Raw genomic sequence first — 13,257 nt, forward strand, 5'->3', positions numbered from 1 at the left:
CAGGCAGAAGAAAAATTCTTTTGCGCTGCGAAAGTTGCCTTATGGTGTAAACTACTCATCACTTCACTTTTTTTGTTTCGTGGGCGCAAAGTTAAATGTTTTTAGCGGAATGGCGAAATATTTTCGAAAAGAATTTCCTTTTGCGACGTTTTCGATGCGATAGAGGGTGTGCTAAACTTGGTTGCGGCGGCATCGAACAACGATTTTAGGGTTGTGGCATCGCCAAATTTTCGTTTGCTGCATAGTGCCACCTTTTTATATTTTTTACTACCTTTGCTCGGCAATGAAATATGTAGAAGTTGTTCTCCCCCTGCCTTTAGATGGCCTTTTCACCTATTCGTTGCCCGAAGAATGGGCGCAGCAGGTGGCTTGCGGCATGCGCGTGTTGGTGCCTTTCGGTAAGACGAAGCACCACATTGGCATCGTGTGGCACCTCACGGATGTGAAGCCCGACTATGAATTGAAGCCCATTCTCGAGGTGCTCGACGCGCAGCCGGTGCTCTTGAACCAGCAGATTCGCTTGTGGAATTGGATGGCCGACTACTATCTCTCGCCTTTGGGCGACATCTATAAGGCCGCGCTTCCCTCGGGCATGAAGATGGAAGAGGGCTACAAACCCAAGATGGAAACCTATGTTGCGCTGGCTCCTGCGTTTCAAAACGAGCAGGCGTTGCACTTTGCGCTGAATGCGTTGGCACGCGCCACGCAGCAACAAAGGGTGATGATGGCCTATCTTTCGCTGTCGCATTGGGATAGGCTTTCAGCCGCCATGCCGCAGCCTTCCGTCACGGCCATCACGCGCGATGAGCTGCTGAACGTGACGCATTGCAGCATGGCCACGCTCAAAGCGCTGGTTGATCGCGGCTTTCTCACCCTTTATAAGCAGGAGGTGGGGCGATTGAACAGCGCGACAACGGCGACGGATCCGCTGCATTCGCTCAACGCAGCGCAGCAAAAAGCCTACGACGAAATCAAGGAAACGTTTCAAACGAAGAACGTAACGCTGCTGCATGGTGTGACCTCGAGCGGCAAGACGGAGCTGTATATCCACCTCATCGAGCAAGCCATTAAGGAGGGAAAGCAGGTGCTTTATCTTTTGCCCGAAATCGCCTTGACCGTGCAAATCACCAACCGTTTGAAAGCTGTTTTTGGTCAACGTCTCGGCATTTATCATTCGAAATATAGCGATGCCGAACGGGTTGAGATATGGAACAAACAGCTTTCCGCTGCGCCCTATGACATTGTGATTGGTGCACGCAGCGCAGTGTTTCTGCCTTTTCAGCGGTTGGGCTTGGTGATTGTCGACGAAGAGCACGAGACAAGTTTTAAACAGCAAGAGCCTTCGCCACGCTATCATGCGCGGAGTGCGGCCATCATCTTGGCCCATCAGTATGGGGCGAAGACGCTTTTGGGCACAGCTACGCCGTCGATGGAGAGCTATAACAACGCCATCAGTGGGAAATATGGGCTCGTCAGGTTGGCAACGCGTTACCAAGACATTCAACTGCCGCAGATTGAGGTGGTGGATGTGAAGGATTTGCGGCGCCGAAAAATCATGAAGGGGCTCTTCTCGCCGCAACTGTTGCAAGCCATCGATGAGACGTTGGCTGCGGGAAATCAGGTGATTTTGTTTCAAAATCGCCGCGGATTTGCGCCGATGCTCACGTGTAAGGATTGCGGATGGGTGCCCAAATGTGCCAACTGCGATGTCTCGCTCACCTATCATAAACAGCTCAATCAGCTCACTTGCCATTATTGTGGCTTCACCTATACGGTGCCAACCCACTGCCCTGAATGTGGCAGTGAGCAGCTCACCACGCAAGGTTATGGCACCGAAAAGATTGAAGATGCCATTCAAAAGCTGTTCCCACAGGCTAAAATCGCGCGGATGGATTTAGACACTACGCGCACGAAGAACGCCTATGAGCGATTGATTAGCGATTTTTCGCAGGGCAAAACGAATATCCTCATCGGCACGCAAATGATTAGTAAAGGGCTTGATTTCGACCATGTGCAGGTGGTAGGCATCTTGGATGCCGACACGATGTTGAACTATCCTGACTTCCGTGCCTATGAACATGCCTTCACGATGATGGCACAAGTGAGCGGACGCGCGGGGCGGAAGGGTCGGCAGGGGCGTGTGATTTTGCAAACGAAGATGCCCGATTTGCCGCTGATTCAGCAAGTAGTGGCCCATGATTTCAACCATTTTAGCCAAGACCTGTTGGAAGAACGTGCGCTGTTTCATTATCCACCATTCTACCAGTTGGTGTATGTCTTTTTGAAACACAACAAGAACGAAGTGGTCGAAACGGCCGCGGTGGAGATGGGAAGCCGACTGAAACAGCTCTTCGGCACGCGCATTTTGGGCCCCGATAAGCCTGCTGTGGCGCGCGTGAAGACGATGCACATCCGCAAAATAGTGATTAAATTAGAACGAAATCTCGACCAAAAAAAGGTGCGTGAAGCGCTGCGGTGGGTGCAAAAACAAATGATGCAGGACAAGCATTACGCTGCCCTGCACATTTATTATGATGTTGATCCGCTGTAAAAAGCGGCCATTTTAGAGAGTAATCAATATCGAATTATGCGATAATTGCTATCGAATTACTTAGAAATTAATATCTAATCCCGCCGCAAACACGTTGTTATTGCGCGTGAAGTCGGCCTTATAGTTGCCGGCATCACCATTCACATGGCCGTAGAAGGTGTGGAAATAACCCAAGTTGAGGTTCATCTTCTCGCTCAAATGCAAGCAAACGCCCGCACCAACCGAGTTAGAATTGGCCACAAACGACTTGTCGTCCATATATTCTTTCGTCAGACCATAGCTTGTGTTTTGCCAACCTGCACTCACGGTTAAGCACTGATTAACCTGGTATTCCGCACCCGCATTGTATTCAAGTGTGCCGCGTTTCAATTTCTTCTCGCGGTGTCCGTAGCTCGTAGCGTGCTTATCGTCGAAAAAATGGAAACCCACATTGAGCTTTAAACGGTCGGTAGGCGTGTAGCCAACGCCCAAAGCTAAATAGGCAGGAATGTCATTTGCAATGGTCTTTCCATCGGAAAACTCGCCGATCGCTTCATCCATTTTGTGATCGAACTGCTGTTTGAGTAATTGCATACCGCCTGAAATTGCAGGATTTGTGAGAAGCGCTTGTGCTTGAGCGGGCGTGTAATGTGCCTCCGTAATGAGCATAGCGCCCAAGGTGGTGGGCAGGTTTCCAATGCTGGGTAATTGATTTACCGACTCGTTCTTTAGACGTATGCGCGTCTTAAACTCATATTTCGCAGCAAAATTCCATTTGCCTACTTTGTAATCAATGCCGATGATGGGGGTAAAACCAATTCCCGTTTGGTCGCAGTTCAATTGAATGTCGGCCGAAGAAGGTTTGGTTTTGTCGAGCATGGTGTAAAGTGGCACCTTTCCAACCTTGATGTTTCGCACGTAACCATAGTAGTTGCTCATGGCATAAATGCCGCGAACGCCTGCAAAAGCACTAAGCTCCGGGGTGATGCGATAGGCTGCACCGAGCGACAAACTGTAGTAATATTGGCGGCCACGCATGTAGCTTTCAAAAGCATAGGTCCCTTGATTACCAAACTTATTGGCCGAAGAAAGTCCCAATGCATTGCCTGTCGCATGGTCTAAAGCTTGTGCCAACAGATTAACTCCTTGTGCAGTTTCGCCAACAACCTTCTCGAATGAACCTAAACCATTATCGAAAGTGCATTTTCCACCGCCTCCTGTTACGCCAAACATCGCCTGGAAAGAAAACTTGTTCCAGTTGTATGCCGCTTGAATCGAAGGAATAACGGGGGCAAAAGCCTTGCCCTCGAAAGTTTTTTCCGTAGAAGGATTTTGCTGGTTGCGTGCGAAAAGAGGATATGAATTCTTAATCGTTCGGCTTTGAAAGGCCAGCTGCCAGTTGAACGACAAGTGCCAACCCGGTGACAAGAAAGCCACACCTGCAGGGTTAGCATAAACACCATCGATGCCAATGGCTGCGTCTCTGCTTAGCATGCGGTCAAAGGCTGCATTTTGATTGGTGTTGGTTAATAACCCGCCTGCAAAGGTTTGTTGTGACAACACCATTGCAGTACTTATGAAAACGAATTTTAATTTATTCATCTTTAAAATTACTAATAAAAATCTCCGCAAAGGTATTTCTATTGCTCTAAAATGCTACTATTTTAGGATATTATTTAAATAGCCTTAACATTCAAATGTCTGTTTCATGCACAAGAGTGTTGTTTTGTGCAACGCTCTGCGGTTTTTCCTTTCCCATTTTAAAGCGTAAGTTTTGTGTTTTTCAGCACTTCTAACGATGGGACAGTGTGCATCATGAAGATGAGAGTTGGAGTTGTGTGTGCTTGTGTTGCTTCAAAAATAGATCAACAATGACATTAAAAAAATAAGAACACGTGTCATCAATCATGATAGCACGTGTTCTTAGAATGCTTACTGCTGGTAAGAATGCTGTTTATTGGTTTCTTTGAGGTTGTGTAGTGTTTGTCTAACGAAAGAAATCCAGTATGGTAGCTATTGTACAGTGAACTTGTTTATTTGCAAATCCTATTTATTAGCATAATAATTCTTGGTTGATTTCACATTTCCATTCTTACTCAATGTGAGCGTTACTTGCTGTAAGGCCTTGTTGGTGTGGTCGAAAATAACGGCAGGGTTGAGTCTACGTCCTTGGAAGAAGAGTTCAAAGTGCAGATGTTCTGTTGTGGCTCTGCCTGTTCTTCCTGTTAAACCAATCACTTGTCCTGCCTTTACTTTGTCACCCACTTTCACCAAATTCTTGGACTGATGGCTATAAAGGGTTTCAAAACCATATTTGTGTTTGATGCGAATGCAATTGCCATAGCCTGAAAAAGGACTACTCCTAACGACAACACCATCAAAGGCTGCCAAGATTTTATCATTGGGAATGGTCTTGATATCAACACCTGAATGGTGGCGAGCCCCGCCATAAGGGCTGATGACATGACTTCCTGGGAGGGGATAAGCCCACTCTTCTTTTTCTAAATAGGAGAGATTCCATTTGAAAGACTCTCGGTTGCTGAATGGATTTTCCTCATCAATCTTGTCCTCTTTCTCGGGTTTATTCTTTGTCTCTGCAAGCGCTACATCTACATATTTCCCGTTTTTGGTGCACACAAGTGTCTTTTTTCTTAACTTGTGCCCATAAATCTCCACTACAACATCAGGTTTAATCTTACCACCATTAATCATGATAGAGAAGCGGCATAGGCCTTTATTCTTCTGTTTAGACGATGTGTTATCTGTCCCTACGATGGCAATACTTTGCCCAGCCTGCACCTTGTCTCCTACTTTAACAAGGTTTTGTGCATTGTTTGCATACACGGTTTCAAGTCCGTTGTCATGGCGAATGACGATGGTATTGCCATTGTTGCCCATTGTTTTTGCAAGTCGTACTGTGCCATTAAACATGGCTTTCACAACGTCTCCTTCTTTCGTTGTGATTTCAAGTGTTTGGTTATCATCGGCAAGCGTTGCCTTTCCAACAGGCAGAGGAAATGAAAAATCGTTCTTCCCCATGCTACCTAAATTGATTTGGAAGGTGTTTGAACGAGCGAAGAGACCTGGAGTTGCAATACTTATTTGTTGCTGTTCGGCGGCTGTAAATTTATCTTTTGCAGGCATAAAGGCTGTGCATAGCATGCAAAACAAACAACAGCATAATAGAGCTTTTATTTTTTTCTTCATAAGTTTAAAGTATTTAGAATGGTTAGTTGATTAACAATAAAGGGGTTGTAGCATGATACCCGAGTAAATGCGCCCCGAATGTATTCCCAATTTTCGTGCAGAAAAATAGTCTTGCGATTGCTGATAGGTACAGATGTGGCTCATGATAATGTGCTGGGAGGGAACACCTTTCTCGATGAGTTGCAGTTGATTGCATCGCGGAAGGTCAATATGCCATTTCGCTTTTTGGCATGCAATGGCCGGCATATCGAATGCGGCTTGTTGAAAATCCTCATACACTTCTTCGCCCACTTCAAACGCTTCGAGCGATATTCCTGGGCCAATGGCACCATAGAGATGTTGAGGCTGGGTGTCAAAGGCCTGGGTCATGGCGTGAATTGTCTTCTCAACAATGCGCGTAACAGTTCCTCTCCACCCTGCATGGATGGCCGCAATGGCCTGATTCTTTGCGTCATAAAGTAGGATAGGAATGCAATCGGCTGTAGAAACACCAATGCAGATGCCACGTTCTTGCGTGATTATCGCATCGACACCATCTAAATATTCTTGACGTTTCTCTGCAGGTTGTGCCAGCATCTCCAAATCAACATGGGCAACTTCTGTACCATGTACCTGGTGTGGAATGAGGATGTTTTGCGAGGGAATGCCCAAGATGTCCGCCAAAAGCTGTTTGTTTCGTGTTACATGTTCTAACGAATCTCCACAATGTTCATTAATATTGAACGCACAAAAGGTGTCTTTGCTTACACCGCCCTTACGCAAAGAGCTAAAAGCAAAGACACCTTTTGCTATGTCGTATGTGTGTAATTGTGGCCTCATTCTCCTTCCTCTACTTCATATTCAAAGTCGTCTAAGTCCTCAATATCATCTTCGTCAACAAATTCGATGTCGTCGAAGTCTGCGCCTTCGGCTTGAATTTCTTCTGCAAAGATGCGCATGTCTTTATCGCGATGCACCAAAGTATCTTCAGCAGTAATCTCTTGTAACTTGTTACTTTCGCTATTGAGTTCGCGCCACAACACATCTTTTAGTTCACTTAATCCTAAGCCTGTTACCGATGAAATGAATACTATGGGGAGGTCTTCTGGGAGCGTTTCGCAAAGCATCTCAATGAGTTCCTCGTCCAAGAGATCACTTTTTGTGACAGCCAACACACGATGTTTGTCAAGCATCTCGGGGTTAAATTGCCGCAATTCGTTGAGCAGTACCTCATATTCGTGCTTGATGTCGTCGGTATCTCCTGGCACCATGAACAGCAAAAGCGAATTACGTTCGATGTGACGCAAGAAGCGAAGTCCTAAACCTTTACCCGAACTTGCACCTTCTATGATGCCAGGAATGTCGGCCATCACGAATGATTTGTGGTCGTGATAAGCCACAATGCCTAATGAAGGTTCTAAGGTGGTGAAGGGATAGTTGGCGATTTTGGGACGAGCGCTCGACAAAGTTGAGAGCAATGTTGATTTCCCTGCATTGGGAAAGCCCACCAATCCGACGTCAGCCAGCAGCTTAAGCTCCATGATAATCGTCAACTCTTCCATGGGTTCTCCTGGTTGTGCGTAGCGAGGGGCTTGGTTTGTTGATGTACGAAACTGAAAGTTTCCCAAGCCTCCGCGTCCACCTTTGAGCAGAAGTACTTCTTGCTTGTCGTAGGTTACATCACAAATATATTTGCCAGTTTCAGCATTATAGACCACCGTGCCGCATGGAACATCTATGTAAACGTCTTTCCCATTGGTGCCATGGCATTTATCTCGTCCACCATTTCCACCATGTTCTGCATAGATATGGCGCTGGTATTTCAGATGAAGTAGTGTCCAATAATTGTGATTACCCCGCAGATAGATGCTGCCTCCATTACCTCCATCCCCGCCATCTGGCCCACCATTGGGCTGATATTTCACGTGACGGAGGTGCATAGAACCTCGTCCGCCCTTACCAGAGCGGCAATAAATTTTAACGTAGTCGACGAAATTGGAGTCAGCCATGCTATACTTTGCAGATAGATTTTATTCAGAAAGTTGGTCTATCTCGTTGGCAATGCGCGCAAAAATATCATCCACGGTTCCTAAACCCTCTACATGATGGTGCACACCATCCTTTTTGTACCAGTCAATTAAAGGTGCCGTTTGGGTGTGGTACACATTCAAACGTTTTTTAATTGTCTCCTCATTGTCGTCACTTCTGCCGCTCTCTTTGCCACGACTAATTAAGCGTGCCATTAATTCTTCTTCTGGAACGGAGAGCTCAATCATTGCAGCTATCTTGTGACCTCGCTCTTGAAGCATCTTTTTCAGTGCTTCAGCCTGAGGTGTTGTGCGTGGGAAACCATCAAATATAACACCCTTATGATCGCTACCAAAGCTATCATAAACATGAGCTAAGATATCAACCATCAGCTCATCTGGAATTAATTGCCCATTGTCAATATATCCCTTTGCCGTTTTTCCAAGTGCTGTTCCGTTCTTAATCTCGTTGCGTAGCACATCACCTGTAGAGATATGGCCAAAGCCATACTTCTCAATCATCTTGTCACTCTGTGTGCCTTTTCCTGCACCTGGAGCGCCAAAAATAACAATATTCTTCATTATGATTTTATAAAATAATACTAACTGAATCTTCCTTCTTTAGGGTTCAACCACGGTATAAATATCGCGGAGCTGACGACCTTGCTGGTCATAGTCTAAACCATAGCCCACAATGAAATCATTAGGGATTTCCATTGCGGCATATTCAATGTTGAGTGGCACTTGTAACTTTTCGGGTTTCAAGAGTAATGTGCAGATATGTAGTGATTCGGGATTGCGCGTTCCTAAGGTTTCTAACATTCGTTTCATCGTGTATCCTGTATCTACAATATCTTCAACAATCACCACAGTACGCCCAGTTATGTCTTCATTTAGTCCTATCACTTCTTTCACTTCTCCTGTAGAAATGGTGCCTTGGTAGGACGCTAACTTTACAAAAGAAACTTCACAAGGAATGGTTATATTGCGTAATAAGTCGGCAGCAAAAACAAAAGAACCATTGAGCACAGCCAGGAATAGAGGATTCTTGTCAGCCATGTCATGATTAATCTTCTCTGCAACGGTTTTTACACATTGCAAAATCTCTTTCTCAGGAATAAACGTCTTAAACGTTAAGTCCTTGATTTTGATGATACTCATAGGTGAGAATAGAATTAATTTGTTGCAAATTTACTAAAAATATAGGAAACGCTCTCTACCAATTAGCATTAATTTTGTATTTTTGCAGCAACTATAACGATTAGTATGAAGATATTCAACAGTGCTCAAATCCGTGAGCTCGACAACTATACCATCGCCCATGAGCCTATTGAATCGATTGAATTAATGGAGCGAGCCGCTAAAGCTATTACTTATAACATCATGCAAACATGGACCAACAAAACACCATTTGTTGTATTTGCAGGGCCAGGAAACAATGGTGGTGACGCGCTTGCAGTGGCAAGAATGTTGGCTATGAGTGATTATGTAGTTAGCGTTTATGTCTTCAATATTCACAACCATCTTACGGAAGATTGCGAAAAGAATAAGCAACGGGCACTCGATAGCAAAAGATTAAAAGATTTTCATGAAGTAGTTGTTGATTTCGAACCACCCAAGTTAACAGCTGATATGGTAGTTGTTGATGGTTTGTTTGGTAGTGGTTTAAATAAACCTTTATCGGGAGGCTTCGCTTCTTTGGTAAAATATATCAATCAAAGTCCTTCAAAAGTAGTAAGTATTGATTTGCCTTCAGGCTTGATGGCCGAAGATAATACCTATAATGTGTGGCAGAATATTATACAAGCAGACTATACTTTTACCTTGCAACAATTGAAACTGAGTATGCTCTTGGCTGATAGTCAGCCCTATTTAGGCGAGGTTCGGGTGTTGGATATCCGACTTTCTCCCACTTATATTCAAGAGACCATAGCACAGTATCAGTTGCTTGAAGAGCAAGATGTACGTAGTCGTTTGCGCCAGCGTTCTCCTTTTGCGCATAAAGGTGATATGGGCACAGCCCTTTTGATTGCGGGATGTTATGGTATGGCAGGTGCAGCTGTGTTGGCAACGCGAGCTTGTTTGCGATCGGGAGTAGGAAAAGTTATCGTGCATACCCCTAAACGTAATTATGGAATTATGCAAACCAGTATTCCAGAGGCGGTGTTGCAGATGGATAAAGAAGAAACGATTTTCTCAGAACCTGTAGAAACCGATGACTTTGAGGCTGTCGGTATGGGACCTGGATTAGGTAAGAATGAGACAACAGCTATCGCTCTCATTGCTCAAATTCGGCGCACACAATGTCCCATGGTGTTAGACGCTGATGCCCTAAATATCTTGGGCAATCATCGTGCTTGGATGCAACAGCTACCCGAAGGGATGATTTTTACCCCTCATTCGGCAGAGTTTGACCGCTTAGAAGGGATTGCCTCAAATGGTTGCTACGACCGTCTTTTAAAGGCAACTCGCTTGGCAGAGCGTATACATGGCTATGTTCTACTCAAGGGTCACTACTCAGCTTTGTGCACACCCGAAGGAAAAGTGTTCTTTAATCCTACAGGAAATGCAGGCATGGCTACAGCAGGTAGTGGTGATGTGTTGTTAGGTATCATAACAGGTTTATTAGCACAAGGTTATAATCCCAAAGATGCTTGCCTTGTAGGAATGTATCTTCATGGTTTGGCGGGTGATTTAGCCGTGCGTGATTTGGGCGAAGAAAGTCTTTTGGCTTCGGATATTATAACCTATTTGCCTAAGGCTTTTCTACGTATTCGTGAATAGAAATTATTATAATATGAAAAAAATATGGAGTTTATGGCTGTGCCTTCTATGGGTTGTGGGGCATGCACAAAATGTAGCAGAAGGCGTTACTTATTGTCTGCCTAAAACGGCTATACAGGTGCGTTTGCTGGTAGAAAAAACGGTTTATACGCCAGGTGATTTGGTGGCCTATGGTGAAAAATACCTCAAATTACAGCAGGTAGGTTTCGAACCTTCGACCACTTATCGCATCGTGCAAGCGAAGATGTTGCCTGTAGGCATTGCCGATACAACGAAGCAGCACACGGTTTTGTTGGATAAAAAGCATAGTATCATACGGGTTGATCGCAATCCTGCAGGCATTTTGTTGGCTATTAATGCTACAGGTAAGGAACCTGCGTTACCCACACCTTTTGTTTCGGCTCCGAAAGCATCTCCTTTAAATCCACGCGATTTTATGAATGCTGACATTCTTTCAGCTGGCTCAAAAGGAAAAATGGCGGCTCTCATCGCATCTGACATTTATGAAATTCGAGATAGTCGCAATCAGCTCATGCGTGGAGAAGCTGATTTTATGCCGAAAGATGGCGAGCAGTTACGACTGATGACGGATAACTTGAATCGTCAGGAGCAAGCCTTGTTACAGGAGTTTAAAGGTACAACGGTGCGAGATACTGCTGAAATGGTGCTCTCTTTTGTGCCACAACCCAATGTAATGCGCCACACCTTGTGTCGTTTTTCCGACCATGCGGGCATCTTAGATGCTAATCTTGTGGAAGGACAACCACTCATGGTTCACGTGCAAGACTTACACCAAGTAGCAACACTTCAGCAACCTGTGGATGCAAAGAAAAGCAAAGAAGATATTGGGGTGTATGTGAATTTACCTGGAAAAGTGAAACTCTTGCTCTATGATGGAAATGTCTTGTTGACGCAACTTGAAACTCCTGCGGCACAGTTTGGACGAACAGAAGCCATCAGTAGCGAACTCTTTGGCAAGAAATTCACGATGCATATTCGCTATGATGCGGCTACGGGTAGTGCTATCCAGTTTGAGGTAGAGCCTTTGCAATGATGTTGTTTGGCAACCTTCCTAACTAATTGGTTGCTAAAATGCCATAAATGATACATTAAAAGCTATGCTTTTGCCTGGTAAAGTGGTGCAGATTGCACGATAATCGCTATCACTTTATAATGCAAAAGCATAGCTTTTTCTTTGCATTTCATTTACAAATGAGAAACTTTCTTTTTGGGATGGAAAGGGTATCAAATGAAGTAATTAAAAGATTTTTTGAGAAATAGGTTGATTATTGGAGCATAAAACTTTGTATTAAATTTGCGTTTATTCTGTATTTGTCTTAAATTTGCAGCGAAGTATATTTTTAAGCGTAAATAAATTAGAGATTTATGAAAAAGTATTTAGCAGAAATGTTTGGCACGATGGTGCTTGTTTTGATGGGCTGTGGTGTAGCTGTAAGCCTCAGTTGTAATTATGCTGAGCCTGCAACAGTAATTGGTACGGCGATGGCTTTTGGCCTATCAGTAGTGGCTATGGCCTATACTATAGGCGGAATTTCTGGTTGTCACATCAATCCAGCTATCACTTTGGGTGTGTTTCTTTCTGGGAAAATGTCAGGAAAAGATGCTGTTGGCTATATGATAGCACAGGTTGTGGGGGCATTTATCGGTTCAACCTTACTCTATTTGCTCACGCAAAATGCAGGACTAATAGGTACTGGTGCCAATGATTTGCAAGATGCTGGCGTGACAGTTGTTGGTGGTCTTTTGGCAGAGATTATTTTTACGTGCGTATTTGTATTGGTCGTTTTAGGCGCAACTTCAAAGACTAATGGTGCGACAAATAATTTTGCGGGCTTAGCTATTGGTCTAAGTTTGATTTTAATCCATCTGGCTTGTATTCGTTATACGGGTACATCTGTAAATCCTGCACGTAGTATTGCGCCTGCATTTTATGCTGGTGGCAGTGCATTGCAGCATCTTTGGATTTTTATTGTTGGGCCATTTATTGGTGCGTGCTGTGCTGCCGGGATATGGAAAGTAATCGAAACCGAGAAATAGTATAGCAGTATTCTGCCGGGTTGGTGTGTGAAATGAATAACCTACCCGGTAGATATTCCCATCTTTAGGCATCGTAAATGGGACTGTACATCTTTTTATACATGAAACACATGGGTGTTTTTGTTAAGCAATGAGTTATTTTACATGAAGAAAACAACACTAACCAATCGCCAATATTTTGTGCCTTTCGTGCTCATCACTTCATTGTTTTTTCTATGGGGTTTCGCACGAGCGATATTAGATTTGCTGAATAAACATTTCCAAAACACGTTAGATATTAGTATCACACAGTCATCCTTCATACAAGTGACGACGTATTTAGGTTATTTTATCACGGCCATACCTGCAGGATGGTTTATCAATCGTCATGGTTATCGGTTGGGAGTGGTGTTGGGTTTGCTGTTGTTTGGTTTTGGATCACTATTGTTTATTCCGCTTTCCGCTCTCCATTCTTTCAACACATTCCTCATCGCTTTATTTATCATAGGGTGTGGTTTAGTGTTTTTAGAAACCTCAGCCAATCCTTATGTGACAGAGCTAGGTGCAAAAGAAACGGCTACAAGTCGATTAAATTTTTCGCAATCTTTCAATGGCTTAGGTAGTTTGAGACCTCTGCAAAACCCCTTCTACAATTTGTCATTCTTAAATATTCTTTGTACCTTTATCGTATGA

10 protein-coding genes and 1 pseudogene are annotated in these 13,257 nt (G+C 44.2%); 5 read left to right on the forward strand and 6 right to left on the reverse strand.

Annotated elements, in window-relative coordinates:
* The first annotated feature begins 283 nt into the window (after positions 1-283).
* On the forward strand, positions 284-2,551 hold the full coding sequence (gene priA / locus X919_RS0112490) for a replication restart helicase PriA (protein WP_028900398.1): 2,268 nt from the start codon (positions 284-286) through the stop codon (positions 2,549-2,551).
* A 60-nt stretch (positions 2,552-2,611) separates the two neighbouring features.
* Here the strand turns inward: priA and X919_RS0112495 are convergent, their stop codons facing one another.
* The 6 genes from X919_RS0112495 to hpt all read right to left on the reverse strand — a co-directional run bounded on the left by X919_RS0112495 (position 2,612) and on the right by hpt (position 8,904).
* A complete protein-coding gene (locus X919_RS0112495) occupies positions 2,612-4,132 on the reverse strand; it encodes an OmpP1/FadL family transporter (protein ID WP_028900399.1) in 1,521 nt (506 codons plus the stop codon).
* Positions 4,133-4,576: 444 nt separating this feature from the next.
* Positions 4,577-5,737, reverse strand: coding sequence for a peptidoglycan DD-metalloendopeptidase family protein (locus tag X919_RS0112500; protein ID WP_028900400.1), 1,161 nt, complete (start codon positions 5,735-5,737; stop codon positions 4,577-4,579).
* Between the two features lie 30 nt (positions 5,738-5,767).
* Positions 5,768-6,556 carry a peptidoglycan editing factor PgeF gene (gene pgeF / locus X919_RS0112505; protein WP_028900401.1) on the reverse strand — a complete coding sequence of 263 codons (789 nt, stop codon included), beginning with the start codon at positions 6,554-6,556 and terminating at the stop codon, positions 5,768-5,770.
* Positions 6,553-7,725 carry a GTPase ObgE gene (obgE, locus tag X919_RS0112510; protein WP_028900402.1) on the reverse strand — a complete coding sequence of 391 codons (1,173 nt, stop codon included), beginning with the start codon at positions 7,723-7,725 and terminating at the stop codon, positions 6,553-6,555. Before obgE ends, pgeF begins: the two co-directional genes overlap by 4 nt.
* 21 nt (positions 7,726-7,746) lie before the next feature.
* The gene (locus X919_RS0112515; RefSeq protein ID WP_028900403.1) at positions 7,747-8,325 is read right to left on the reverse strand and encodes an adenylate kinase; all 579 of its coding nucleotides are present in this window, start codon (positions 8,323-8,325) and stop codon (positions 7,747-7,749) included.
* A gap of 39 nt (positions 8,326-8,364) precedes the next feature.
* Entirely contained in the window at positions 8,365-8,904 is a 540-nt protein-coding gene (gene hpt / locus X919_RS0112520) for a hypoxanthine phosphoribosyltransferase (protein ID WP_028900404.1), read from the reverse strand.
* A 105-nt stretch (positions 8,905-9,009) separates the two neighbouring features.
* Here hpt and X919_RS0112525 point away from each other — a divergent pair, with 105 nt between their 5' ends.
* From X919_RS0112525 to X919_RS0112545, 4 genes and pseudogenes are all read left to right on the forward strand, one after another.
* On the forward strand, positions 9,010-10,527 hold the full coding sequence (locus X919_RS0112525) for a bifunctional ADP-dependent NAD(P)H-hydrate dehydratase/NAD(P)H-hydrate epimerase (protein ID WP_028900405.1): 1,518 nt from the start codon (positions 9,010-9,012) through the stop codon (positions 10,525-10,527).
* A 13-nt stretch (positions 10,528-10,540) separates the two neighbouring features.
* A complete protein-coding gene (locus X919_RS0112530; protein ID WP_028900406.1) occupies positions 10,541-11,581 on the forward strand; it encodes a DUF4831 family protein in 1,041 nt (346 codons plus the stop codon).
* Between the two features lie 332 nt (positions 11,582-11,913).
* The gene (locus X919_RS0112540; RefSeq protein WP_028900407.1) at positions 11,914-12,585 is read left to right on the forward strand and encodes an MIP/aquaporin family protein; all 672 of its coding nucleotides are present in this window, start codon (positions 11,914-11,916) and stop codon (positions 12,583-12,585) included.
* Between the two features lie 144 nt (positions 12,586-12,729).
* A pseudogene (locus tag X919_RS0112545) lies at positions 12,730-13,191 on the forward strand (MFS transporter); the annotation flags it as partial.
* Between the last annotated feature and the right edge of the window lie 66 nt (positions 13,192-13,257).

It is taken from the genome of Prevotella sp. HJM029 (assembly GCF_000599605.1).
Lineage (GTDB): Bacteria > Bacteroidota > Bacteroidia > Bacteroidales > Bacteroidaceae > Prevotella.

Bases quoted from the DNA above. Each gene is read 5' to 3' on its own strand.
- X919_RS0112530 (WP_028900406.1), top strand. From the start codon at position 10,541: ATGAAAAAAATATGGAGTTTATGGCTGTGCCTTCTATGGGTTGTGGGG.
- X919_RS0112525 (WP_028900405.1), top strand. From the start codon at position 9,010: ATGAAGATATTCAACAGTGCTCAAATCCGTGAGCTCGACAACTATACC.
- hpt (WP_028900404.1), bottom strand. From the start codon at position 8,904: ATGAGTATCATCAAAATCAAGGACTTAACGTTTAAGACGTTTATTCCT.
- pgeF (WP_028900401.1), bottom strand. From the start codon at position 6,556: ATGAGGCCACAATTACACACATACGACATAGCAAAAGGTGTCTTTGCT.
- obgE (WP_028900402.1), bottom strand. From the start codon at position 7,725: ATGGCTGACTCCAATTTCGTCGACTACGTTAAAATTTATTGCCGCTCT.
- X919_RS0112500 (WP_028900400.1), bottom strand. From the start codon at position 5,737: ATGAAGAAAAAAATAAAAGCTCTATTATGCTGTTGTTTGTTTTGCATG.
- priA (WP_028900398.1), top strand. From the start codon at position 284: ATGAAATATGTAGAAGTTGTTCTCCCCCTGCCTTTAGATGGCCTTTTC.
- X919_RS0112540 (WP_028900407.1), top strand. From the start codon at position 11,914: ATGAAAAAGTATTTAGCAGAAATGTTTGGCACGATGGTGCTTGTTTTG.
- X919_RS0112515 (WP_028900403.1), bottom strand. From the start codon at position 8,325: ATGAAGAATATTGTTATTTTTGGCGCTCCAGGTGCAGGAAAAGGCACA.
- X919_RS0112495 (WP_028900399.1), bottom strand. From the start codon at position 4,132: ATGAATAAATTAAAATTCGTTTTCATAAGTACTGCAATGGTGTTGTCA.